The sequence below is a fragment of the Rhodococcus sp. HM1 genome (assembly GCF_023218075.1).
Classification (GTDB): Bacteria; Actinomycetota; Actinomycetes; order Mycobacteriales; family Mycobacteriaceae; genus Rhodococcus.
In genome coordinates this window covers 1-24596 of record NZ_JALPTB010000042.1, presented here as the reverse complement: position 1 = coordinate 24596, position 24596 = coordinate 1, and the positions used below count along the sequence as shown (strand labels likewise).

General features: G+C 68.9%; 23 protein-coding genes and 1 pseudogene. 12 read left to right on the top strand and 12 right to left on the bottom strand.

The genetic code is table 11. The features are described 5' to 3' along the window. Positions 1-9: 9 nt before the first annotated feature. Complete coding sequence (locus M1M07_RS20590; RefSeq protein WP_308200821.1) at positions 10-1923, bottom strand: propionyl-CoA synthetase; 1914 nt, start codon at positions 1921-1923, stop codon at positions 10-12. A gap of 134 nt (positions 1924-2057) precedes the next feature. On the opposite strand from M1M07_RS20590, the gene M1M07_RS20585 reads away from it, so the two are divergent. Then, complete coding sequence (locus tag M1M07_RS20585) at positions 2058-2732, top strand: GPP34 family phosphoprotein (RefSeq protein ID WP_197250852.1); 675 nt, start codon at positions 2058-2060, stop codon at positions 2730-2732. Positions 2733-2818: 86 nt separating this feature from the next. Next, a complete protein-coding gene (locus tag M1M07_RS20580; RefSeq protein WP_248675382.1) occupies positions 2819-4294 on the top strand; it encodes an adenylate/guanylate cyclase domain-containing protein in 1476 nt (491 codons plus the stop codon). Between the two features lie 61 nt (positions 4295-4355). On the opposite strand, the gene M1M07_RS20575 is transcribed toward M1M07_RS20580, so the two are convergent. Further along, positions 4356-5861 (bottom strand): carboxyl transferase domain-containing protein, encoded by a 1506-nt coding sequence (locus M1M07_RS20575; protein ID WP_197250833.1) that lies wholly within the window; start codon positions 5859-5861, stop codon positions 4356-4358. Positions 5862-6069: 208 nt separating this feature from the next. Between M1M07_RS20575 and M1M07_RS20570 the strand changes: the two genes are divergently transcribed. Further along, the gene (locus M1M07_RS20570; protein ID WP_197250832.1) at positions 6070-6861 is read left to right on the top strand and encodes a hypothetical protein; all 792 of its coding nucleotides are present in this window, start codon (positions 6070-6072) and stop codon (positions 6859-6861) included. Between the two features lie 20 nt (positions 6862-6881). On the opposite strand, the gene M1M07_RS20565 is transcribed toward M1M07_RS20570, so the two are convergent. After that, the gene (locus M1M07_RS20565; RefSeq protein WP_197250831.1) at positions 6882-7940 is read right to left on the bottom strand and encodes a YeiH family protein; all 1059 of its coding nucleotides are present in this window, start codon (positions 7938-7940) and stop codon (positions 6882-6884) included. 73 nt (positions 7941-8013) lie between these two features. Beyond that, positions 8014-9036, bottom strand: a complete 1023-nt coding sequence (locus M1M07_RS20560; RefSeq protein ID WP_197250830.1) for an AraC family transcriptional regulator — start codon at positions 9034-9036, stop codon at positions 8014-8016. Between the two features lie 233 nt (positions 9037-9269). Between M1M07_RS20560 and M1M07_RS20555 the strand changes: the two genes are divergently transcribed. From M1M07_RS20555 to M1M07_RS20525, 7 genes and pseudogenes are all read left to right on the top strand, one after another. Beyond that, positions 9270-10244, top strand: a complete 975-nt coding sequence (locus tag M1M07_RS20555; RefSeq protein ID WP_248675381.1) for a quinone oxidoreductase — start codon at positions 9270-9272, stop codon at positions 10242-10244. A gap of 26 nt (positions 10245-10270) precedes the next feature. Beyond that, positions 10271-11161, top strand: coding sequence for a TauD/TfdA family dioxygenase (locus M1M07_RS20550; protein WP_248675379.1), 891 nt, complete (start codon positions 10271-10273; stop codon positions 11159-11161). Positions 11162-11201: 40 nt separating this feature from the next. Beyond that, positions 11202-12254, top strand: a complete 1053-nt coding sequence (locus tag M1M07_RS20545; RefSeq protein ID WP_248675378.1) for a 3-keto-5-aminohexanoate cleavage protein — start codon at positions 11202-11204, stop codon at positions 12252-12254. 107 nt (positions 12255-12361) lie between these two features. Beyond that, positions 12362-13696, top strand: coding sequence for an MFS transporter (locus tag M1M07_RS20540; protein WP_248675377.1), 1335 nt, complete (start codon positions 12362-12364; stop codon positions 13694-13696). 36 nt (positions 13697-13732) lie between these two features. After that, positions 13733-14326: an alpha/beta hydrolase gene (locus M1M07_RS20535; protein WP_248675376.1), complete on the top strand. Its 594-nt coding sequence runs from the start codon at positions 13733-13735 to the stop codon at positions 14324-14326. A 47-nt stretch (positions 14327-14373) separates the two neighbouring features. Next, positions 14374-15957 (top strand): long-chain fatty acid--CoA ligase, encoded by a 1584-nt coding sequence (locus tag M1M07_RS20530; protein WP_248675375.1) that lies wholly within the window; start codon positions 14374-14376, stop codon positions 15955-15957. Between the two features lie 32 nt (positions 15958-15989). Further along, positions 15990-16313: pseudogene (locus tag M1M07_RS20525) on the top strand (carboxymuconolactone decarboxylase family protein); the annotation flags it as partial. An 18-nt stretch (positions 16314-16331) separates the two neighbouring features. On the opposite strand, the gene M1M07_RS20520 reads toward M1M07_RS20525, so the two are convergent. The 5 genes from M1M07_RS20520 to M1M07_RS20500 all read right to left on the bottom strand — a co-directional run bounded on the left by M1M07_RS20520 (position 16332) and on the right by M1M07_RS20500 (position 20260). Beyond that, positions 16332-17525: an ABC transporter permease gene (locus M1M07_RS20520; RefSeq protein WP_248675374.1), complete on the bottom strand. Its 1194-nt coding sequence runs from the start codon at positions 17523-17525 to the stop codon at positions 16332-16334. Then, the gene (locus tag M1M07_RS20515; RefSeq protein ID WP_248675373.1) at positions 17522-18412 is read right to left on the bottom strand and encodes an ATP-binding cassette domain-containing protein; all 891 of its coding nucleotides are present in this window, start codon (positions 18410-18412) and stop codon (positions 17522-17524) included. Before M1M07_RS20515 ends, M1M07_RS20520 begins: the two co-directional genes overlap by 4 nt. Continuing rightward, positions 18409-18945 (bottom strand): hypothetical protein, encoded by a 537-nt coding sequence (locus tag M1M07_RS20510; RefSeq protein WP_197250822.1) that lies wholly within the window; start codon positions 18943-18945, stop codon positions 18409-18411. The genes M1M07_RS20515 and M1M07_RS20510 overlap by 4 nt, the downstream gene beginning before the upstream one ends. A gap of 1 nt (position 18946) precedes the next feature. Continuing rightward, positions 18947-19222: a helix-turn-helix transcriptional regulator gene (locus M1M07_RS20505; RefSeq protein WP_197250821.1), complete on the bottom strand. Its 276-nt coding sequence runs from the start codon at positions 19220-19222 to the stop codon at positions 18947-18949. Between the two features lie 153 nt (positions 19223-19375). Continuing rightward, positions 19376-20260: an oxygenase MpaB family protein gene (locus M1M07_RS20500; RefSeq protein WP_248675371.1), complete on the bottom strand. Its 885-nt coding sequence runs from the start codon at positions 20258-20260 to the stop codon at positions 19376-19378. Between the two features lie 93 nt (positions 20261-20353). Between M1M07_RS20500 and M1M07_RS20495 the strand changes: the two genes are divergently transcribed. Next, on the top strand, positions 20354-20929 hold the full coding sequence (locus M1M07_RS20495; RefSeq protein ID WP_197250818.1) for a TetR/AcrR family transcriptional regulator: 576 nt from the start codon (positions 20354-20356) through the stop codon (positions 20927-20929). Between the two features lie 12 nt (positions 20930-20941). Here the strand turns inward: M1M07_RS20495 and M1M07_RS20490 are convergent, their stop codons facing one another. Beyond that, on the bottom strand, positions 20942-21316 hold the full coding sequence (locus M1M07_RS20490; RefSeq protein WP_197250816.1) for an RNA-binding S4 domain-containing protein: 375 nt from the start codon (positions 21314-21316) through the stop codon (positions 20942-20944). After that, entirely contained in the window at positions 21313-22950 is a 1638-nt protein-coding gene (locus M1M07_RS20485; RefSeq protein ID WP_248675370.1) for an ABC-F family ATP-binding cassette domain-containing protein, read from the bottom strand. Before M1M07_RS20485 ends, M1M07_RS20490 begins: the two co-directional genes overlap by 4 nt. A 110-nt stretch (positions 22951-23060) precedes the next feature. Between M1M07_RS20485 and M1M07_RS20480 the strand changes: the two genes are divergently transcribed. After that, positions 23061-23564, top strand: coding sequence for a pyridoxamine 5'-phosphate oxidase family protein (locus M1M07_RS20480; RefSeq protein WP_197250814.1), 504 nt, complete (start codon positions 23061-23063; stop codon positions 23562-23564). Positions 23565-23643: 79 nt separating this feature from the next. Here the strand turns inward: M1M07_RS20480 and M1M07_RS20475 are convergent. Beyond that, on the bottom strand, positions 23644-24596 hold a 953-nt coding region (locus tag M1M07_RS20475), incomplete at its 5' end, for a S1C family serine protease (protein WP_248675369.1).

Genomic DNA, 24596 nt, shown 5'->3' with positions numbered 1-24596 from the left:
TCTTCTGCTCTAGCCGCCGAGCTGCCGCTCCAGCGCCTCGAGCACCGCCGGGTCCTCGATGGTCGAGGGAACCGTGTACTGCTCGTGATCGGCGATCTGCCGCATGGTCTTCCGCAGGATCTTGCCGGATCGGGTCTTCGGCAGCGCCTGCACCACCGTCACGTCGCGGAAGGTTGCGACGGCACCGATCTGTTCGCGGACCATCGTGACCAGTTCCTGCCGGAGCTTCTCCGGATCGATATCGACGCCGGCCTTGAGGACGACGTAGCCGCTGGGCCGCTGGCCCTTGAGCTCGTCGCGGATGCCGATGACCGCGCACTCGGCGACGGCGGGGTGCGACGCCACGACCGCTTCCATGCTTCCCGTCGAAAGACGGTGTCCGGCAACGTTGATGACGTCGTCGGAGCGGCCGAGGACGAACACGTAGCCGTCCTCGTCGATGTACCCGGAGTCGCCGGTGAGGTAGTAGCCGGGGAACGTGTCGAGGTAGGAGCGGCGGTAGCGATCCTCGTCGCGCCACAGACCGGTGAGGGTGCCGGGCGGCAACGGCAGCGCGATGACGATGTTGCCCTCGGTGCCGGCCTCGACGCGCTTGCCTTCGCCGTCGACGATTTCGACGCGGTAGCCGGGGACCGGGACGGTGGGGGAGCCGGCCTTGAGCGGCATCGGTTCGAGGCCGCGCAGATTCGCCGCGATCGCCCAGCCGGTCTCGGTCTGCCACCAGTGGTCGACGACGGGACGGTCGAGGACGGCGGTCGCCCATTCGTAGGTGTCCGGGTCGAGACGCTCGCCGGCCGCGAACAGCGTCTGCAGCGACGAGATGTCGTACTTCTTCAGTTCCTCGGCGTTCGGATCGGCCTTGCGGACGGCGCGGATCGCGGTGGGTGCGGTGAACAGCGCACGGACACCGTATTCGGAGATGATCCGCCAGAACGCGCCCGCGTCGGGGGTGCCCACCGGCTTGCCCTCGTACATCACGGTCGTCGCGCCGACGAGCAGCGGCCCGTACACGATGTAGGAGTGGCCGACGACCCAGCCGACGTCGGAGGCCGTCCACCACACGTCACCGGGGGAGATGTCGTAGATGTTGCGCATCGACCAGGTCAGCGCGACCGCGTGACCGCCGTTGTCGCGGACCACACCCTTCGGCTTCCCGGTGGTCCCCGAGGTGTACAGGATGTACAGCGGGTCGGTGGCCGCGACCGGGACCGGATCGGCCGGGCCGGCGTCGGCGACCAGCTCGTCCCAGTCGAACCACGCCGCCGACGAGGTCTTGTAGTCCGCGGCCGAGCCCGGGATGGACTCGCGGTCCTTGACGATCACGGTGTGCGGCGGGGTCTGCGACAGGCCGATCGCCTGTTCGACCATGGGGAGATATTCGACGGTGCGGCCCGGCTCGAGACCGCCGGACGCGGTCACCAGGAGCGCCGGCTGCGCGTCGTCGATGCGGGTGGCCAGTTCCTTCGCGGCGAACCCGCCGAACACCACCGAGTGCACGGCGCCGATGCGGGCGCACGCGAGCATCGCGATGGCTGCCTCCGGGATCATCGGCATGTAGACGATGACACGGTCCCCAGCGACGATGCCCTGGTCACGCAGCACGCCGGCGAACACGGCAACCTCGTCGAGCAGCTCGGAATAGGTGTAGGTGCGCTTGGCCGGGACCATCGCCGAGTCCCAGATCAGCGCGGTGCGGTCGCCGTGGCCGGCCTGCACGTGCCGGTCCAGTGCGTTGACGCTGGTGTTGAGCGTGCCGTCCGGGAACCAGCGGAAGGAGGGCGCCTCGGAACCGTCGAGAGCCCGGGTCGGTGCGTTCACCCAGTCCACTCCGCGCGCGGCGTCGAGCCAGAAGGTCTCCGGGTCCTCCACACTCTGCCGGAACGCCTCCGCGTACGAGCTCATCGATTCGTGTCCTTCCTCCACACAGCACTGTGACGCCGAACACCTTATGCGACCGGACGGTGCCCCGGGTGCCACCCCGCGGTTCGGTGCGGATGCCGTGCGACGGACGGTCCGAATCGGTCGACGAGCGGGTGGCGAACAGTAACGTGGATTACATGCCGCTGCTCGCCGAAGACCTGCTGCTGTTGCTGCTGGACGACGAATCGGGCAAACCGATCGTGGACGGTACCCGGTTGCCGCGGGTGCTGGCCGGGGCGGTGCTGCTCGAACTCGCGCTCGCCGGGACCGTCACGCCCGACATCGACGGCAGCGTCGTCCGGAAGGGCCGGCTCGTGGTGCGCCCGGACCCGGCGCCGGACGATCCGGTGCTCGCCGACGCCACCCGCAGGCTCGCCGACGCGAAACCGATGAAACCGGCGTCGGCGATCGAGAAGCTCACCAAGGGTCTGCAGGACACGCTGATCGATCGAATCGTCGACCGGGGCTGGCTGCGGGAAGAGCGCGGTCGGATCCTCGGACTGTTCACGACGCGCCGGTGGCCCGCGGTGGACGAGAGTCACGAGCGGCACGTGCGCGCCGAACTGCGGGCCGCGCTGGTCGACGGTCTCACTCCGGCGCCACGGACCGCGGCCCTTGTCTCGATGCTCTCGGCCGTCTCTGCGGCCTCGAAGGTGTTCCCGGACGCGGACAAGCGTGCCGTGAACAAGCGCGCGAAGGAGATCGCAGAAGGGGAATGGGCGGGAGCCGCGGTCCGTCAGGCGGTCGAGGCGGTCAACACCGCGATGATCGCGGCCGTCACCGCGGGTGCCGTCGCGGGCTCCAGCGGGTGAGCAGGAATCTCGTCGCGCCGGGTCACCGGGGTCGGACGAGGGGCTGATCCCTCGCAGCTCGCCCGGTCGCCGCCTATCGTTGTCCCATGGACCCGCCCGTGACGCGGTACATCCAGCGCGACGGTCACGCACTGGCGTACCAGCTCGTGGGCGGAGGGCCACACCCGGTGGCCTGGTTCTTCGAGGACATGATGCACCCGGACCTGATGTGGACCGATCCGCATCTGCACTACAACTTCGAACGCTGCTCCAGCTTCGCGCGGTCGCTGTTCTTCCAGCGGCGCGGCTTCGGGCTGTCCGATCCGGTCGACCACGTTCCGACCCTCGAGGAGCAGGCCGACGACGTCCTCGCGGTCCTCGACGACGCCGGTGTCGCGCGGGTGACACTGGTCGGAGCCTCCAGTACCTGCGGGGCGGTCGCCCTGCTCGCCGCCCGCTGTCCCGACCGGGTCGCCGGGCTGGTCCTCGCCGAGCCTTGGTCCGAGGCTCTGCTGTCCGAGGACGGCGAGCCGCCGCCCGGATGGACCCGCGCCCAACGGGACCGGTTCGTCGATTCCTTCCGGGGCGCGTACGCACGCTGGGGGCACGGCGAACTGACCTCCCTGGCGCACCCCACCCTCGATGTTCCGCACAACCGCCGCATCATGGCCATGCTCGAACGCTGTTCTGCCACACCGGCAACCGCGCAGCAGCATCTCGAGTGGGCGATGCGGGTGAGCTACGTGCAGGTGCTGCCCTCGATCCAGTGCCGCACCGAGGTGCTGCACCAGCCGGAGAGCCTGTTCGCCCGGGACGCCGTCCGCCGGGTCGCCGAACTCGTGCCGAACGGCCGTTTCCACGACCTGCCGCCGATCCCGGCCGGTGCGACCCTCGGCGAGGCGTTGATCCCGGTGCTCGACCACGTCGAGGAACTCGCCACCGGCACGGTCCGCCCGGTCGACGCGGACCGCTTTCTCGTGACCATCCTGTTCACCGACGTCGTGCGCTCGACCGAGGTGCTCGCGCAGCTGGGGGACAACCGTTTCGCGGAACTCCTGGCCGCACACGACCGGATGGTGCGCGGCGAGGTCGGGGCGGGCGGCGGCAGCCTGGTCGGCATCGCCGGTGACGGCACCCTGAGCGTGTTCGACGGACCGGCGGCCGCGCTGCACTGCGCGCATCGAATAGACAGTGCGGCAAGGACACTCGGACTCGCGGTCCGGGCCGGTGTGCACGCCGGTCCGGTCACCCGTGCGGGTCCGGAACTGACCGGGATGACGGTGCACCTCGGGGCCCGCATCGCCGCATCCGCCGGCCCGGGGCAGGTGCGGTGCTCACAAACGGTGCGCGATCTCGCGGCCGGTGCCGACATCGACTTCACCGACCTCGGCAGGCACCGGCTCAAAGGCGTCCCCGGTCAGGTACGGCTGTTCGCCGCGACGAACGGGGCCCGGCCGACGCAGTCGGCGGCACCGCCGCGCCCGACCATGTCCGATCGGGCGGTCCTGACCGTGGCGCGCAAGGCCCCCGGCGTGCTCCGGGAACTCGCGCGCCTCGCGGGCCGACGCGGCCGGCTGCCCTGAGGTCGGGAACGCCGGGGCCTGCGGTGACCTTCCCCGGCCGGCACGCTCCCGGGTCGGATCTTCAGTCGGGCAACCCCAGCCGGCGGTAGCGTTCGAGGCGCCGCGCGTACCTCGTATCGGCGGGTTCGCTCGCCAGATCGCCCAGTTCGACGGCCACGGCCGCGCCGACCCGCTTCACGAACTCCGTGGGTTCTTCTGTAGCATCCGGGAATTCGGGAATCACACCGTCGACTATGCCGTGGCGCAACAGATCTCGTGAGCGAACTCCTTGCGCGGCGGCCATCTGCGGCGCGTGCGTCGTGTCGCGGTGCACGATCGCGCTCGCACCCTCCGGCGGCAGCGGCGCCAGCCAGCCGTTCTGCGCACACAGCACGCGGTCGGCGGGCAGCAGCGCCAGGGCGCCCCCGCCGGTGCCCTGACCGAGCAGCACAGACACCGTCGGGGTCGGCAGAGTCACCAGATCGGCTATGCACCGGGCGATCTCCGGTGCGAGTCCCTTCTCCTCGGCCTCACGCGACAGCGAAGCCCCGAGGGTGTCGATGACCAGCACCAGCGGCAGCCGCAATTCGTCGGCGAGCCGCATCGCGCGACGCGCCTCGCGCAGCGCACCCGGCCCCATCGTCAGCGCGGCGGACTGGCCGCTGCGGTCCTGACCGAACAGCACGCACGACACGCCCCGGAACCGGGCGAGCGAGAGCAGCACCGTCTTGTCGGCCTCGCCCTGACCGGTGCCGGACAGCGGTACCTGCGCCGACGCGGCGTGCCGCAGCAACTGCCGGATCCCGGGTCGTTCGGGACGGCGGGACAGGATCACCGACTGCCACGCGGGCACATCCGGCACCTCGTCGATGTCCGTGACGGCCGCCTCGGCGCCCTCGTCCGGGCTGCTCGGCTCGACCAGCACCCGCAGCGTGCGGTGCACGAGCCGTCGCACGGCCTCGAGCGGTGCCACCCCGTCGATCACGCCGTTGGCGGACAGGTTCTCGGCGGTCTGCACGCCCGGCGGGAATTCCTCGTGGTACAGCGCCTTGTAGACGCGCGGTCCGAGGAAGCCGACGAGCGCACCGGGTTCGGCGGCGGTGATGTGGCCGAGCGAACCCCACGACGCGAACACCCCGCCGGTGGTCGGATTGCGCAGGTACACCAGGTATCCGAGGTGCGCGGCCTTGTGCGCGGCGACCGCGGCGGCGATCTTCACCATCTGCACGAACGCGAGCGTGCCCTCCTGCATGCGGGTGCCGCCGGAGGTGGGGGACGCGAGCAGCGGCACCCCTTCGGCGGTGGCGCGTTCGATCGCCGACACGATGCGCTCGGACGCGGCCACCCCGATCGACCCGGCCAGGAACGCGAACTCGCACGCGATGATCGCGATGGGACGGCCGTGCACCGTGCCGATACCGGTGATCACCGATTCGTCGACGCCGGAACGCTCGGCCGCACGAGCGAGTTCGGCGCGGTACGTCTCGTCGGCGCCGACGTCGACGGGTGTCGTGTCCCAGGAGACGAAACTGCCCTCGTCGAGGACGCTGTCGATGAACTCCCGTGCGGAGATTTTGCTGCCGGCCACGTCGCCTCCACCTGTCGTTCCTGGTGTCAAGCTATACCGGAGTGGTCGCCCGGTACTCGGCCCGACCCACCCGATGCCGACGCGTCCTGTGGTGGCCGCACCCCGTGCCCGTACTGTGGGTGCAGTAACCCGAGTCGTGCCGCGTAGACCCGTCGCAACACAGCTCACCGAGGCGTACGGGTCGCGACACAGAAATGGACGCAGTCGAGTGCACGACACTGCCGGTCGAGGGATCCAAGCCTTCATCTCCGAGGTCATCCAGCGTGGAGGCCGCGCCGAGCGGCTCGACCACCTGCCGCGCACCCCGGTCGAGGTCCTGGGTGCGGACGGAAACAGCCGCATCGTCCGCGTCCGGACCAGGATCGACGGGGACTGGCAGGCCAGACGGCAGGATGCCCTGCCCGACACCGACGACACCGGCTCGCAGTTCTGGGTGTTCGTCGACCTGGGAAGCGACCCGGCGGGCTACTTCGTGTTGCCTTCCGACGAGGTCGCGGCGGGCATCGCCGCCGAGGTGGACCTCTGGATGGCGGATGTCCCCGGCCGGACACACACAGGCAGTCACGCCATCCCCCTCAGCAGCGTCGTCCACGGCAAGGACTGCTGGGACCTGCTCGGCTTGGCAGCAGCCAAGGACACCACTCTGTACACCGACGACGACGCGGCCGAGGCCGAGGCCGAGCGGTGCGCCCGCAACCGTGCGAAGAAGGCAAGTGCCGGTGCGGTGCGCAAGTCGGTCGAACCCGAGGTCGTCGAGGACCTGCGGCTGCGGGTGATCGCCGACCGGGGCGGTTACCGCGTCAAGGGCCGGTTCGACCCGGCTACCGGCACCCTCGAGATCACGGCCGGTCCGATGGAGGGCCGACGATTTCCGGACCCGACGACCGCCGCCCGCGCGGTCGCAAGCTTCATCAGCGGCGACACCGTAACCTGCGACGGCGGCACATTCTGGCGGCTCGATCAGCCGGAATCGACGCCGCTACAGCGCTACCTCGACTGACGGACGTTCGCGTCGCGCGGTCACACGATCGGTTCGAGGCCGAGGAGAAGGACACCGCCGAGTGCGATCGCCGAGACCCAGACGGTGGAGACGGTCGCGAGGACGAACGGGCGCCAGCCGACCCCGCGGAGGACGGAGACCTTCACCCCGGTGCCGAGCGCGAACATCGCGGTGGTGAGCAGGGCGGTCTGGGCGAGTCGTGCGAGGTCGAGCGCCGGGTCGGGCAGCAGTCCGGTCGCCCGCAACGCCACGAACCCGACGAATCCGAGCAGGAAGAGCGGAACCAGCGGTGGCCGCCCGGCGGGGCCGTCCGTGGTGCTGCGACGGCGGGAGGCGACACCGATCCACGCGACCACGGGTGCGAGGAGCGCGACACGGGCGAGTTTGACGGTGACGGCGACCGCGAGGGCGCTCGCCCCGGCCGTTCCGAGACGGCCGGCATCGATCGCGCCGCCGGTCGCCACGACCTGCGCCACCTCGTGGACGGCAGCGCCCGCCCAGATGCCGGCCCGAGTCGTGTCGAGCCCCAGCAGCGACGCGGCGAACGGGAGTCCGGGGATCATGGCGGTCCCGAACACGACCACCAGCGCCACGGCCGTGACGACATGCTGTTTTCGGGCTGCGGTCACCCCTTCGACGGCCGCGACCGCGGCGGCGCCGCAGATGGAGAAGCCGCACGCGATGAGCAGGCGTTCGCCCCACTCCATGCCGAGAAGCCGTCCCACGGCCATTGTGCCGGCGATCCCACCCACCACCACGGCGGCGGCGAGGGCGAGCACGCCCCAGCCGAGGCCGAGAACATCGGAGAGCAGCAGTTGCAGGCCCAGAAGTGCCACTCCGATGCGCAGCAGCCGTTTCGAGGCGACCGCGATACCGGGCGCCGTGAAGGACGGTAGCGCAAAGAAATTGGTGATCGTCGCTCCGAGGACGATCGCGATCAGCAGCGGGCTGATGCCGGACAGTCGGGCGATGCCGAGTGCCGCGGCGGCACCCACGGCGCAGAATGCGAGACCCGGCAACGGAGTTCGCAGACGCGTCCGGATCGGAGGCGTGGTAGCGACGGTGGGGGAGAGAACCATTCTCCCACCGTGGCCCGAGGACGCCGAAACCGATAGACGTCATTCCGGCATCAGGGCATATCGATTCGATATGTCACTCGGGTTCGGTGGACCTGCCCCCTATGGTCTCGGATCGCCATTGGCTCGGGCTGCGGCCGAACTGCTTTCGGAACCAGCGGGAGAAGTTCGCGGGGGAGGAGAACCCGAGAAGTTCGGAGACCTCGGTGAGCGAGTACCGGGTGTTGCCCACCATGTGCGAGGCCAGTTCGGCGCGGGTGGAATCGAGCACCGACGAGAACGTATGACCCTCTTCGGCGAGTTTGCGGTGCACGGTTCGGCGATCGACGCCCAGGCTCCGGGCGACCTGCTCGGCCGAGCACCGTCCGGTGGGCAGCAGGAGTTCGATCAGCTCGCGGACCCTGCTCAGGGTGGTGACGTCCTCGCGCGCGTCGACTCCTTCGAGAATCTTCCGGGTGTAGGGACGCAGCAGCGGATCCGACATGGCGTTCGGTGCGTCGAGATCCTTGGTGTACAGGGATATTCCGTCGAATCTCTCGGCGAAGAGCACCTCGGTTCCGAACATCCGGCGATAGGGAGCCGGATCGTGGGGTGCGGGACGGGTGAAGGACACCGAGAGCGGCCGCCAGGTCCGGCCCAGGAATCCCTTCAGTAGCTGGTGCAGCACCCCGACGGCCAGGTCGATCGATTGGGGGAAGTCGCCGGGCACGCCCACGTCGAGTTCGACGCGCAGGGTCGTGATCCCGCCGTTCTCGCTGATGTGGGTCCTCAGGGCCTCGTTGTACATGTGCTGGTAGCGCACGAGCATCTTCACGGCGCTGCGGACATCGGGTTCCTCGCGGACGACCAGGCTCAACGGGCCGAGATTGGAGAAGCGGCGCAGTCCGGCGAGCGCGATGCCGAAGTCCTGCCGGCCGGACGCCGTCGCCGAGTTCTCGAGCAGGGTTGCGATGGCCGACGCCGGCACCCAGCGGTCCTGGAGACCGAGACCGGCGGGATCCAGGCCGACGTCGCGGATCATGCCGGCGGGTTCGAGTCCGGCCGAGTGGGCGAGCTCGACGTAGTTGTTGAGCGATGCATAGCGGGCGAGTGGCTTCATGTCGTCACCGATGTCCCGAAATGAACAGGGTCATGTCCCATAGGGATAAGCATAGGGGTCGGGAGCCCACTAGTGTTAGTCACATCACAGAGATCGGCTCCACGAACACCGGAGCCGGACACGCACAGCGTCGGTGAATTCCGCGATCCCGCAACGGGATCGAACGCACCCCGAAACCGGGTCCCACCTGTCGCAGCCCGTCTGCGACCCGGTGCGGCCGTGAAGGAGATACCGTGGCGAAAGCCGTTCGCTTCTACGAAACCGGTGGCCCCGAGGTCCTCACCTGGGAGGCCGTCGAGGTCGGAGACCCAGGACCGGGCGAGGTCCGCATCCGTCACGAGGCCGTCGGCATGAACTTCGCCGACACCTACTTCCGCACCGGCCTGTACCCCGCGCCGCTGCCGGCAGGCATGGGCGTCGAGGCCGCCGGAGTGGTCGAGGCGGTCGGCGCCGGCGTCGAGGACTTCGCACCCGGCGACCGCGTCACCTACACCGGCAGCCCTCTCGGCGCCTACAGCACCGAGCGCGTGATGCCCGCCGAGCATCTCATCCATCTGCCCGACGCGATCCCGTTCGAGACCGCCGCGGCGATGACGATGCGCGGACTGACCACCTCCTACCTGCTGCGCCGGATCCGGCCGCTCTCGGCGGGCGACACGGTTCTGCTCCACGCCGCCGCCGGCGGTGTCGGCCTGATCTTCACCCAGTGGGCGAAGCTGTTGGGAATCAAGGTCATCGGGACCGTGTCCACGGAGGAGAAGGCCGAGATCGCCCGGGCGCACGGATGCGACGAGGTGATCCTCTACACCCGTGAGGACGTCGCCACCCGCGTCCACGAACTCACCGACGGCAAGGGTGTCCCGGTGGTGTTCGACAGCATCGGCGCCACCACCTACGAGACGTCGCTGAACTCGCTCGCCCGCCGGGGTCTGCTGGTCTGCTTCGGTACCGCCTCGGGGCCGATCCCCCCGATCGACGCCATGCAGCTCGCGATCAAGGGCTCGCTGTACGTGACCCGCCCCGCGCTGGCGGACTACATCGCAGACCCGGCCGAGCGAGCCGAACTCGCCGGCGAGCTCTTCTCGCACGTCGCGGCGGGCGACATCATCATCGAGATCAACCAGCGGTACGGGCTCGACGACGCCGTCCGCGCGCACCGCGACATCGAATCCGGCCGCAGCATCGGCTCTTCGGTCTTCACCCTCTGATCTGCACCACCTCGAAGGACACTCCCATGACCACAACGCTCCCTCCGGCCGGCGACACCCGCACCGCATTCCGGGTCGAGCGGCTCACCGCGACGATCGGCGCCGAACTGTCCGGCGTGTACCTCGGTGACGTCGCCCGCGACGAGACGCTGTTCGCCCAGCTCCGCGCGCTGCTCCTCGAGCACAAGGTGCTTTTCTTCCGGGACCAGGACATCACCTGCGCCGAACACGTCGCTCTCGCAGAACGATTCGGTGCACTCGAGGACCACCCCGTCCTCGGAAGCCACCCCGAGCATCCCGGCCTGGTTCGGATCTACAAGGATCTCGACAGCGCGCCCGAGCACTACGAGAACGCCTATCACTGCGACGCCACGTGGCGGGAGAACCCGCCGATGGGTTGCGTGCTCCGGTGCGTGGAGACACCTCCCGTCGGTGGCGACACCATCTGGGTGAACATGGTCGAGGCCTACCGTCGTCTGCCGGATGCGGTGAAGGACAAGATCGCCGGCCTGCGCGCGCGGCACAGCATCGAGTCGAGTTTCGGTGCGGCACTGTCGACGGAGAAGCGGCATGCGCTGCACGCGCAGTTCCCCGACGCCGAGCACCCGGTGGTTCGCACCCACCCGGAAACCGGCGAGAAGATCCTGTTCGTCAATTCCTTCACGACGCACCTGGTCAACTACCACACCCCCGAGAACGTGCGATTCGGTTGCGACTACGCGCCCGGCGCCGGAGAACTGTTGCGCTACCTGACATCCCAGGCGGCGATCCCCGAGTACCAGGTGCGCTGGCGGTGGACCCGGAACAGCATCGCCATCTGGGACAACCGATCCACCCAGCACTACGCGGTCCAGGACTACTGGCCGGCCGTCCGCAGGATGGAACGCGCCGGAATCGTCGGCGACCGCCCCTTCTGACCTTCCCCCGATCCCACCGATACCGATACGGAGACCTCCCATGCATTTCCATGACGACGCCCTGTTCCCCGAGTGCCAGGAGAAGCTGGTCATCACCGCGGCCCCCTACGGCCCGGAGTGGGAACCCTCCGACTTTCCCGAAGACCTGCCGCTGACCATGGAGCAGCATATCCAGCAGGCCGTGGACTGCTACGAGGCCGGCGCGACGGTGCTGCACATCCACGTTCGCGAACTCGACGGCAAGGGCTCGAAGCGACTGTCGAAGTTCAACGAGCTTCTCGCCGGCCTGCGCGAGGCCGTGCCGGACATGATCCTGCAGGTCGGTGGCTCGATCTCCTTCGCTCCGGAAGGTGAAGGCGCCGAAGCGAAGTGGCTGGACGACGACGTGCGGCACATGCTCGCCGAGCTCGACCCGAAGCCGGATCAGGTGACCATCGCGATCAACACCTCGCAGATGAACATCATGGAACTGATGACCGCCGACGACATCGCGGGTACCTCGATGGAACGCCCGGAGCTGGCCACGACCTACCGCGAGATGACGGTGCCCGCCGGACCCGAGTGGGTCGAGGAGCACCTGCGCCGCCTGCAGGCGGCGGGTATCCAGCCGCACTTCCAGCTGTCGAGCATCCCGCAGCTCGAGACCGTCGAACGGCTCATCCGCCGTGGCGTCTACACCGGACCCCTCAACCTCACGTGGGTGGGCATCGGCGGCGGCTTCGACGGCCCCAACCCGTACAACATCATGAACTTCATCCAGCGCGTCCCCGACGGTGCGTGCCTGACCCTCGAAACCCTCATGCGCTCGGTGCTTCCCGTCAACGCGATGGCGATCGCGATGGGTCTGCACACCCGGTGCGGCAACGAGGACACCCTCTGGGGTCGCAAGGGCCAGAAGATGACCTCGGTCCAGCAGATCCAGCAGCTCGTCCGGATCGCCGGCGAACTCGGCCGTGAGGTCGCCACCGGCAAGGAGGCCCGCGACATCTACAAGATCGGCGAAACCTACCGCGACGCCGACGAAACCCTCGCCAAGCTCGGCTACGCGCCCAACCGTCGCCCCGGGCAGGTCGGCTTCACACAGCACGCCTGATCGACCTCGCTACACCCAGCGGTTCCGGGGCACGCACTCGCATCGTGCCCCGGGACCGCACCGCCCGCCGAGTCCCCACTCACCGAACCGTCTCCCCAGGAGCACCCATGGGACTGCACACCACCACCACTGTCGCCGATCCGGACGCCACCGTCGCCGGACCGCGCACCCGCTCACGGGCCTACCCGTGGATCGTCTTCGCGCTCACCTTCGGCCTCCTGCTCTCCGACTACATGTCGCGTCAGGTCCTCAGCGCCGTCTTCCCCTTCCTCAAATCCGAATGGGCGCTGGCCGATTCGGAACTTGCCTCGCTGACGAGCGTCGTCGCGCTCATGGTCGGGTTGCTCACCCTCCCGTTGTCGCTGCTCGCCGACCGGTGGGGTCGCGTCAAGAGCCTGGTGCTCATGGCCACGTTGTGGTCCGCCGCCACATTGCTGTGCGCGGTCGCGAGCAACTACGAGCAGATGCTCGGCGCCCGGTTCCTCGTCGGTGTCGGTGAAGCGGCCTACGGCAGCGTCGGAATCGCATTGGTCCTGAGCGTGTTCGCCCCGCGGATCCACGCGACCCTCAGCGGCGCATTCATGGCAGGCGGTTCGTTCGGCTCGGTCGTCGGTGTCGCGCTCGGCGGTCTGATCGCCGTGCATCTGAGCTGGCGGTGGTCGTTCGCCGCGATGGCAGTGTTCGGGCTTCTCCTCGTGGCGCTCTTCCGCGCACTCGTCAGCGAACGGAAACTGGCGCGGTACTCGGTCGACGACGCTCCCGACACGAAGGTCGCCTCACCGCCGGACGGCTTCCGGGCTCCCGTGTCGAGCCTGTTCACCAACCCCGCGGTGCTGTGCGCCTACGCCGGTGGCGGCCTGCAGATGTTCACCGCGGCGGTCCTGCTCTCGTGGACACCCAGCTTCTTCAACCGGTACTACGGCCTCGCTCCCGACAAGGCCGCCGCCGCAGCAGCGATCGTCGTGCTCCTCATCGGCAGCGGCATGGTCGTCTGCGGCGTGATCACCGACCGCGTCGGGCGCCTGGACATCGCCCGGAAGTGGACCACCGCCATCGTCTACTGCGCGATCTCGCTGGTGACCTTGGTCGCGGCGTTCCGTCTCGAAGCAGGCACCGCACAATTGGTGCTCCTCGGCATCGGCGCATTCTTCTCGGCAGGATCGTCCGGCCCGACGGCCGCGATGGTCGCCAACCTCACCCATTCCTCGGTCCGTGCCTCGGCCATGGGCACCCTCACCGTCGCGAACAACCTGCTCGGCCTCGCGCTGGGGCCGTTCGTCATCGGCATCCTCGCCGACCGCCTCGGCCTCGTCGGCGCCCTGCAGCTGGCGCCGCTGATCTACGTCGTCGCCATCGTCGCGCTGATCGCAGGCAAGCGGCTGTATCCGGCGGGTCTGCGCCGCTTCGCCGAGCTGCGTGACCGCGCCGTCCAGGTCAGCTGACCCCGAACCGTACGTCGACGACCCCCGGAGCTCCCTGTGAACACTTCTTCGTCCCCGACCGTGGTCATCGTGCCCGGCCTGCGCGACCATGTCGCCGACCACTGGCAGACCCTCCTCGCCGAACGACTCGACGACGCCCGCATCGTGCCGCCGCTCGAACACCACAAACTCGATCGCGCCGCCCGCGTCGCTGCCCTCGACGCCGTTCTCGCCGACACCGCCGGGCCGGTGGTGCTCGTCGCGCACAGCGCCGGCGTCGTCACCACCGTCCACTGGGCACAGAATTCGACCCGCCCGATCCAAGGGGCACTGCTCGCGACCCCCGCGGACGTCGAACTGCCACTGCCGGCCGGATATCCGACGACGGACGAACTCGAACACGGGGGATGGACCCCGATTCCCCGCCGTACCCTGCCGTTCCCGAGCATCGTCGCGGCCAGCCGCAACGACCCGCTCGCCGGCTTCCGCCGGGTCGCCGGAATGGCCGAGGCGTGGGGGAGCCGCCTGGTCGATCTCGGTGACGTCGGGCATCTGAATCCCGCAGCCGGATACGGCTTCTGGTCCGCCGCCGAGACGCTGCTGCAGGAGCTGATCGACGACACGAGTCCGGTGCTCTCACAGGCCAAGTGAGTGCTTCCGGGGCATCACACACCGCAACGACAGGATCTACCCATCCCATGTTCAATCTTTCCGTGCTTCTCGAGGATTCCGCTCGCCGCTACCCGGACAGGGTCGCGCTGGTCCACGGCACCGAGCGGCTGACCTACGCCGAACTCGATGTCCGCGCCGACCGAATCGCGGCTCTGCTGATCGACCGCGGTATCCGGCCCGGCGAACGAATTGCGCTGACGTGCCCGAACATTCCTGCGTTTCCCGCCGTGTACTACGGCATCCTCAAGGCCGGCGGCGTGGTGGTGCCGCTGAACACCCTGCTCAAGCCCCGCGAGATCGCCTACCACCTGAACGATTCCGGCGCAGCCCTCTACTTCTGCTTCGAGGGCACGGACGAGCTGCCGACGGGCGAGTACGGTCGGTCCGCCTTCGCGGAAGCGGACGGCTGTCGCGAAATCCTCTTTCTCTCCGCGGATTCGGATGTGGTGACGACGGCCGACGGAAGCGATGCGCGACCCGTCGTCGACCCGGACTGGGTGGTCGGGACCGGTGCCGTGGTGCGCTGCCCGACCGACACCGCGGTCGTGCTCTACACGAGCGGAACCACCGGCCGGCCGAAGGGCGCGGAACTCACGCACGCGAACATGGTCCTCAACGCACTGACCGCGAACCGCCTGTTCGACAGCAATCCGGTTCGCCACGACACCTACCTGCTCACGCTGCCGCTGTTCCACTCGTTCGGGCAGACGGTGACGATGAACGCCGGGTTGTCGGTCGGTGCAACGCTGGTGCTCATGCCCCGGTTCGAGGCGAAGGCCGCCCTGGATCTCATGCTCGCGGAGTCGGTCACCGTGTTCGCGGGTGTCCCGACGATGTATTGGGCGCTGCTCGGCGCGGTGGACGAGTCCGTCGACGTGGAGCGGATCGCCCGCACACTCCGCCGGGCGATCTCCGGTGGGGCGGCGCTGCCCGTGGAGATCCTGACCCGGTTCGCCGAGCGCTTCGGCATCGGAATCCTCGAGGGCTACGGCCTGTCGGAGACGTCGCCCTTGGCGATGTTCAGCGACCCCGAGCGGGAGCCGCGGCCCGGTTCGATCGGGGTTCCGGTGTGGGGGATCGAGGCGATGCTCGTCGACGAGGACGGGAATCCCGTGACCGGGCCCGACACGGTCGGTGAACTCGTGCTGCGCGGGCACAACGTCATGAAGGGCTATCTGGACCGGCCCGAAGCGACGGCAGAGGTGATGCGCGACGGCTGGTTCCGCACCGGCGACCTCGCCCGCAGGGACGACGACGGCTTCTACTACATCGTCGACCGGGCCAAGGACCTCATCGTCCGGGGTGGGTTCAACGTCTACCCGCGAGAGATCGAGGAGGTGCTGATGAACCACCCGTCGGTCTCGCTGGCCGCGGTCGTCGGAGTCCCCGACGAGCGGCACGGTGAGGAGGTCAAGGCATTCGTCATCCCCGAGGCGGGAGAACGACTCGGCGAGGCCGAGCTGATCGACTGGTGCAAGGAGCAGATGGCGGCGTACAAGTATCCGCGCCGGATCGAGTTCACGGCCGTCCTGCCCATGACCGCCACCGGGAAGATCCTCAAGCGGGCGCTGGTCGAGTCCGCCTCGTCGACGCAGGCGGGTGTGTCGTGACCGGCCCGGGAACCCGCCCGACCGTGGAACGCATGCGGGACGAGGGTTTCTGGAATCCGCTGTGGGACGACCTGGACCGGATGGACCCGGCGTGGACCGAGCAGTACATGGCCGCGGCCATGCAGCCGCTGGAGTCCGGCTCGCTCACGCCCCGGGAGATCCAGCTCCTGTGCATCGCGGTGGACGCCAGTTGCCTGCACATGTATGCGCCCGGCGTGCGGCGCCACATCCGTGCCGCACTCGAACTCGGCGTGGAACCCGAGGCGATCCTCGACGTCCTGAAGTTCGCGACCACGGTCGGGATCCACTCCTGCAACATCGGTGTGCCCATCCTCGTGGAGGAGATGGAACGTCGGGCTGCTTCGGGACCGGTGTCACCGCCCGAGAGCTTCCTTCCACGTGACCGTGCGGCCGATCCGCAGGATCGAACGCTGGTAGATCTTCGCCGCCACGACAGCGAGGAGCGCGGTGACCACGATCATGAGCACGATCGTGCCGACGATCTGGAACGGTGATGCGACGCCGGCCGCGATCCGCAGCGGCATGAGGATCGCCGAGAACGGCGGAATCCAGCTCAGTACCGTGCTCCACGTGGCGTCGGGATCGTCGACGGACGAGAACGCGGCGAAGAACATCGCGAGGATGATCATCATCAACGGACCGGAGGTGGAGTTGACATCCTCCTGCCGCGACACCATCGACCCGGCGGCGGCGTAGAGCACCGCGAAGAACGCGAATCCGAGGACGAACCAGCCGAGTGTGCTCGCGAACACCCCGAGTGCGGTGCCGGTGATGGTGAGGGTGTCGGTGGCCAGGGCGGCTCCGACACCCACGAGGCCGTACGCGGCGAGCTGCAGCAGGCCGACGGCACCGATGCCGATGATCTTGCCCCACAACAACTGCAGCGGGCGCAGCGTCGACAGGAGCAGTTCGACGACGCGCGAGGACTTCTCCTCGACGACCCCCATGGCGACGTACATGCCGAACATCAGGATCTGCATGTACAGCAACACCACGGCGACGATCGACAGGACGACTCGCTGACCCTGCTCCGGATCGGGCGGGTCGATCGCTTCGACGACGACGGTCGATCGCGCGGTGGCGTCGGCGATCTCGGCGGGATCGACTCCGCGTTCGGTCAGTGCCGCCGACTGCGCGTCCTGCGCGACCGCGGCATCGAGAACGGTCTTCAGCCCGGCGTCGATATTCGATTCGGTGACGGCGGTGACGCCCGCGGGCTCGCGGGGGATCAGCACGACGTCGAGTTCGCCCGCGGAGACCTGTGCGCGACCCGTATCGCCGTCCGGTACTTCGGAGATCTCCAGCGGCATGCCGGTGGCGTCGCCGATCGCGCCGAGTGCTGCGCTCAGCTGCGGCGCGGCGACGACACCGACGGTGGGCCGGTCGTCGTCGGATCCGCCGAAGATCGACATCGCGACGATGCCCACCACGATCGCGACGAGCACGATCGCGTTGCTGACGACGAAGCTCTTCTTCCGAACCTGAGTGACGAACTCGCGTCGCGCGACGAGCCCGATCGCACGTGTCGTGGTCAACGGGGCGCTCATGCGGACACCACCTCCCGGAACAGATCGGCCAACGACGGTCGGTGCAGCGAGAATTCGTGCACGGGCCCGGTTTCGAGTGCGGTCTTCAGGATCTGCTGGTCGTCGACCCCGGGTGCGACGGACAGCACGGTCCGGCCGTCCGTGTGCTCGACGGTGCCGACGCCGGGCAGTCCGTCCGCCCAGCCGGGCGGTGCCTGCGGTGCGTGCACGACGAGGCGGGCGTCGCCGCCGGAGCGCAGTTCGTCGACGGTGCCGACGGCACGCATCCGGCCCTTCGCGATGATGCCGACGCGGTGGCACAGGCGCTGGACGAGATCGAGCTGGTGACTCGAAAAAACCACGGGAACACCGCTGTTCGCCTTCTCCATGAGCACCTCGCTCATGACGTCCACGGCGACGGGGTCGAGGCCCGAGAAGGGTTCGTCGAGCACGAGAACCGTCGGGTCGTGCACGAGCGCGGCGGCCAGCTGGACGCGCTGCTGATTGCCGAGGGAGAGCGAATCGACGGTGTCGCCGAGACGTTCGGCGATGCCCAGGCGTTCCGTCCACCGGCGCACCGCGCCGTCCGCGTCGGAACGGGACAGGCCGTGCAGCTGAGCGAGATACGACAGCTGTTGTCCCACTTTCATCTTGGGATACAGTCCGCGTTCCTCCGGCATGTAGCCGATGGTGCGGCGCACGTCGAGATCGACCGGCCTGCCGTCGAGCAGCACCTCACCCGAGTCCGCGGCGAGCACGCCCAGCGTGATGCGCATGGTGGTGGTCTTGCCGGCGCCGTTGCTGCCGACGAACCCGAACAGTTCGCCGGGCCGGACCTCGAAGCTCAGGTCGTCGAGGGCGACGATGTCGCCGTAGCGTTTGGTCAGGTGGCTCAGCGTCAAGGTCACAGATGGTCCTCCGGGTCGTCGTCGGGGCGGATCCAGGCCAGGATCATCGCGGGCAGGCAGCCGGCGAACAGGATCGAGGCCAGAGTGAAACCTCCTGCGGCGTAGGCCAGATCCTGGTGGTCGACGCTGTCCGTGGTCGATCCGAGCAGTAGTGCCAGGATGGGAATCATCACGAGCACCTGAGCGACACCGAGCCCGATCGACCGGGCGCTGTTGCGTTCGGAGATCTCCCGTTCGTCGAGCGCGTGCCGGGGTGCGTCGGACAGCCGGCTCGACACGATCTGCAGGGACGTCCAGGTCACGAGGAACACGAGTGTCAGCGGTAGCCAGGCGAGTGCGGCGAGCGGAACGAAATAGGTCGCGGTCGTGGCGACGAACATGCAGGCCAGCACGACGGCGAGAATCACGGTGAGCAGCCGGCGACGCGCTCGGGTGCGCCAGGTCGGGAGCCACCCGGACATCCGTTCCTGGTTGTCGAGGAATCTGCGCGTGCGACGCGCCTCGTACCGCTCGAGCAGGTTCTGCGCGGGCATCTCAAGCCTCCTTCGGTGCGGGACGGTGCAGCCCGGCGGACAGCGGCGCGAACTCCGTGCGCGAGAACACGGCCTCGACGGGCAGGCCGAACACGTCGCAGATGCGGAACGCGAGGTCGAGGCTGGGGTAGTGGTCGCCGCGCTCGAGAGCGCCGATGGTCTGGGGATTGACCTCGACCAATGCGGCGAGCTGGCTGCGGCTCAATCCGCGGTCCGCGCGGAGTACGCGGATCCGGTTGTAGATGGGGAGGGTTTCCCCACGGCGTACCGGGCTCATACAACAAAGTGTTGTGAAAACCCAACGATCTGTCAACCGTGCCATCAGAGCGAGTGGCACGCTCAGTCGATCTGAGGAGTCGAGCGATACATTCGCTCGGAAAAAGGGGAGGCCCGCCGACGCGTACGGTCGGCGGGCCGGATCCCGAGACGTCTACTGCTGGGGTGCGGACTTCTCCGGCGCCGTGTGCGGAACCGGGCAGCCGGGGGTGAAGGTGCCCATGCTGTTGATGTCGAAGCCGTTGGGGTAGCTGCGGATTCGGGGCATGTCGTGGACGAACTGCGGCTTGCGTCGCGGCGGGAGGACGGCGAGCAGCCGGGCACGGCCACGCAGCGCCCCGACCGAGAGCTTCCGGGCCAGGCTTCCGGGCTCGGGGTAGCGGAACGCGGCGAGCAACGGCTCGTCCATGAGGCAGCGGCTGAACAGTTCGACGGCCGGTTTGGCGAAGCTCGGGTAGAACGACGCGAGCAAGTCCATCGTGGCGTCGGCGACGCGTCGACCGCCGGCGTCGAACGCGAAGTGCTCGGCCTCGTAGCTGTCCATGAGGGTCTCGAACTCACCGTAGGTGGCCGGAATGTCCTTGATGCCCATGTGACGCCCGAGGGCCTGGTAGTAGCGGACCGACGCGAGCAGTTCGTCGTCGGTCAGCTGCCGCCAGCCGTAGGCCTGGATCCAGCGCTGCGGGACGACCACGAACGTGGAGAGCACGTAGCGGAAGTCGTCGTTGGAAATGTCGTACATGCGGTGCATCTGGTTGATGCGACGGATCGCGGCCTTGCCCTCGGCGCTGTCGAATCCCTGGAGGAGCGGGACTTCGAGCAGGATCGAGGTGTCGTCGTAGCGCTTCTGGGTGGTCTCGGTGAACGCGCCGGTCGCGTCGAGCAGCGACCCGATGCTCGGCACCGCATACGTGCGGAACAGCGCGAAGCTCAGGGCCTGGTTGAAATCCCACGGGAATTCGTAGGTGGTCAGGTTGCGGTAGATCTCGTGGAATCGGCTCTCCGGGTCGAGACCGGCGTTGCGGTTGGGTTTGCTCACGGCTTCTCCTTCGCGTCCCGGTCGGAGTGTAAGTAGGGTTATATTTTTGTGCAAGAGGTCACAATCGAGGGACGTGGCCGGATCGGAGGAGACATGGCTTCGGACGGGGGAAAGAGGAAGGTACCCACGCGCGGCGCTCAGTTGCGCTATCTCGAGGCCGGACTCGACGTGCTCGGCAGGCAGGGTCACGCCGGACTGAAACTCGCGACGGTGTGCGAGGAGGTCGGCGCCACCAGCGGCTCGTTCTACCACGCGTTCCCCAACTGGGGTGAGTACACGTCCGCGCTCATCCACTACTGGCGCGAAACCAAGAGCGACCGCCTGATCGGCGATGCACGAGAGGTCGCCGACCCGGTCGAACGGCTCCAATTCCTCATCGACGTCGCCCTCAACCTGCCTCACGACACCGAGGCGGCCATCCGCGTGTGGGCGGCCCACGACCCCGACGTCCGGGCGATCCAGATCGAGGCCGACGAGGAACGTCGGCAGTTCATCGCCGAGGCCTTCTTCGACGCGACCGGCGACCGTGCGCTGGCCGAACGGCAGGCGACCGTCGCGATGTACATGCTCGTCGGGTACGAGAGCGGAACCCACCGATCCCGGGACGACCTGGCCTGGGCCTTCCGCACCTTCGTGGAACACGCACTCGCGGCCGTCGCCCAGAGGTGACCGCCGGGCGGATCAGTCCTCGTTGAACCCGCGGATCCGGTCCAGCTCTCGACGTTCCTTCTTCGTCGGCCGGCCGGCACCGCGGTCGCGGCGGGGGAGCGACGCGAGGATCTCCTTCGGCGGCGGCGGAGGACTGTGGTCGAGATAGGCGGTCGCCGCGATGGGGGCGCCGACCCGCTTGTTCACCAATTGGGTGACCTCGACGATCTTTTCGAGCCCGTGGGCGCGGACCCGGACCTCCGCGCCGATCGTCACCGGTGTCGACGGCTTCGCGGTCATCCCGTCGACGCGCACGTGCCCGGCCCGGCACGCCGCCGCGGCAGCCGAGCGGGTCTTGAACAGTCGCACCGACCACGTCCAGCTGTCGACCCGGACACTGCCACTCATGCGTTCTCCTCGGTCAGCTTCCCGTCGTCGAGGCGCCACCGTCGGGTGCTGCGGGTGGTGTCGAGCATCCGGCGGTCGTGTGTGACGAGCAGCAGCGTGCCCTCGAAACTGTCGATGGCCTGTTCGAGCTGCTCGATCGCCGGAAGGTCCAGGTGGTTCGTCGGTTCGTCGAGCACCAGCAGGTTCACCCCGCGCGCCTGCAGCAGCGCGAGTCCGGCGCGGGTGCGTTCGCCGGGGGACAGCGACGACGCCGGCCGCAGCACGTGGTGGCCCTTCAACCCGAACTTCGCGAGCAGGGTCCGCACATCCGCGTCGGGCCAGTCGGGTATCTGCGCACCGAACGCCTCGACGAGCGGCTCGTCACCCTCGAACAGCCCGCGCGCCTGGTCGATCTCACCGATCTCGACGCCGGAGCCGAGCGACACGCTGCCGGCATCGGGAGTCAACGTGCCGAGGAGCAGGCCGAGCAGCGTCGTCTTCCCGGCGCCGTTGGGTCCGGTCACCAGGATGCGGTCACCCCAGTCGACCTGGGTGGTCACGGGGCCGAAACGGAAAGCGCCACGGCGAATCTCGGCGCCGTTCAGGGTCGCCACGACCGCGCCGCTGCGGGGTGCGGCCGCGATCGACATCCGCAGTTCCCATTCCTTGCGGGGCTCCTCGACGACGTCGAGCCGTTCGATGCGGCGCTGCGTCTGGCGAGCCTTCGCCGCCTGCTTCTCGGTGGCCTCGGCGCGGAACTTCCTGCCGATCTTGTCGTTGTCCTTCGACTTGCGGCGCGCGTTGCGGACCCCGTGCTCGAGCCAATTGCGTTGCATCCGAGCGCGATCCTCGAGCTGCTGCTTGGTGTCGGCGAACTCCTCGTAGGCCTCGCGCGCGTGCCGTCGCGCGACCTCCCGCTCGACGAGGTACGCCTCGTATCCGCCGTCGTACACGGCGATCTGCTGCTGCGCCAGGTCCAGCTCGACGATGCCGGTGACGGTCCGCGCCAGGAACTCGCGGTCGTGGCTGACCACCACGAGCGCGGTGCGGGTCTCGGCGACGAACCGCTCCAGTTGTTCGAGCCCGGCCAGATCGAGGTCGTTGGTCGGTTCGTCGAGCAGCAGCACGTCGTAGCGTGACAGCAGCAGCGCCGCGAGCCCGGCCCGGGCCGCCTGCCCGCCGGACAGACCGGTCATCGGGGCGTCGAGCCCGACGTCGAGGCCCAGGTCGGCGACGGTCTTCTCGGCGCGTTCGGCCAGGTCGGCGCCACCGAGCGCGAGCCACCGTTCGAGCGCCGGGGTGTAGTCGTCGACGTCGGATTCGCCGAGCGCCTCCGCCGCGGCGTTCATCACGCGTTCGGCCTCGGCGACACCGGTCCGTCGTTCGAGGAACCCGAGGATCGTCTCCCCGGCGATGCGCTCGGGTTCCTGGGCGAGATAGCCGACGGTCGCGTCGGGCGGGCTGAGGGTGATCGTGCCGCTCACGTCGGCGGTACCGACGCCGGCGAGCGTCGTGAGCAGTGTCGACTTACCGGCGCCGTTCGCGCCGACCAGGCCGATCACGTCGCCGGGAGCGACCGTCAGGTCCAGTCCGCTGAACAGGGTCCGTTCGCCGCGGGACGCGGACAGCCCGTCGATTCGTAGTGTTGCGCTCACCGGGCGATTATCCCGCCCCGGGTGTACGGGTCCGTCACCCGGGGATGCTGAGTTTCGGCGGTCGGCGAGGTCGGTATCGGTGGACAATCGGCGAAACGAGGGAGGCCGGCATGGGCACACCGGTGACGACGATCGACACACGGTTCGGTGATCCGGACGCGCAGCCGATGGCGTGGAGCGACACCGAGCGCCTGCTCACGGACGCGGAACTGTACTGGCTGAGCACCACCGGGCGCGGAGGGGGACCGCACGTCACCCCGCTGATCGGGCTCTGGCGCGACGGCGCGTTCTGGTTCTGCACGGGTCCGGGCGAGCAGAAGGCCCGCAACCTGCAGCACGAGACGCAGGTCGCGGTGACGACGGGCACGAACACGTGGGCCGACGGCGCCGACGTGGTGGTCGAAGGCGACGCCCACCGGATCACCGATCCCGCGCAATTGCAGACGCTGGCGGACGCCTACCTCGCCAAGTACGGAGAGCAGTGGCGCTTCGAGGTCGTCGACGGAGGATTCGGCGGCGAGGGATTCGGCGCGGAGGTGTTCCGGGTCGACCCGCGCAAGGTCCTCGTGTTCGCGAAACACCCGCACGGGCAGACGACGCACCGGCTGCGCTGAGCGCCGCGGCCGCCGAGCGTGCAGAACCTGTCGCGATTTTCGGTGGGACACAACAAGATCTGCGCACTCGGCCGGGGCGTCAGCGCGGGGGACCGGATTCGACGGTCAGCGTCGCGGTCTGCGCGGCACCGGTCTTGTCGCGCCAGCCGATCTCGACGGTGTCGCCCGGGCGTCGCGCCATCAGGAGGGTTTCGAGGTCGCCGTTGGAGGCGACGGGCTTGCCGTCGAACGAGGTGATGATGTCGCCGATGTCGAGCCCGGCGACCTCGGCCGGTGAGTCGAACGACACCCACAGCACCTCCGCGCCGCGGTTCTCGCCGTCTTCGCGGACGGTGGTGACCCTGACTCCGAGCAGAGGAGTCGGGCCCACGTGCACGGTGCCGCCGCCGGTGCCCGCGCGGATCTGCTCGACGATCCGCATCGCAGCGGAGATCGGCACCGCGTAGGCCTCCGGGGCGACGGGGGTCTCGGCGGGATCCTCCGCGATCGCGCCCGCAGTGTTCACTCCCACGACGGCGCCGAACGCGTCGACGAGCGGACCGCCGGAATCGCCGGGCCGGATCGCCACGTCCGACTGCAGCATCCCGGTCAGCCGGTGCCGCGACCCGTCGGCCGAGTCTCGCACGAGCACATTGCGCCCGGTTGCGACGATCGTGCCGGGAGTAGCGACGACGACCCCACCGCCGTCGGCGTTGCCGAACGCGGTGACGGCGGAACCCACCCGGGGCGCCTCGGCGTCGGCGAGCGTCGCGACCGGCAGATCCCGGGCGCTGCCGAGCTGCACGACCGCGACGTCGTGGACGCGGTCGTAGCCGTTGACGGCGACGTCGTAGGACAGGCCGGTCGCGGCGCTGAAGGCGGTGATCTCGTCGGCGCCGCTGACGACGTGATGGTTGGTGAGCACGAGGCCGTCGGAGGTCAGGACGATCCCGGTTCCCGCCATCCCCGTCCACCCGTCGGTGGCGGTGATCGTGACGACGGCGGGCGCGATCCGGGCGGCGAGTTCCTCCGCGGTCGCGGGCAGGGGTGGTG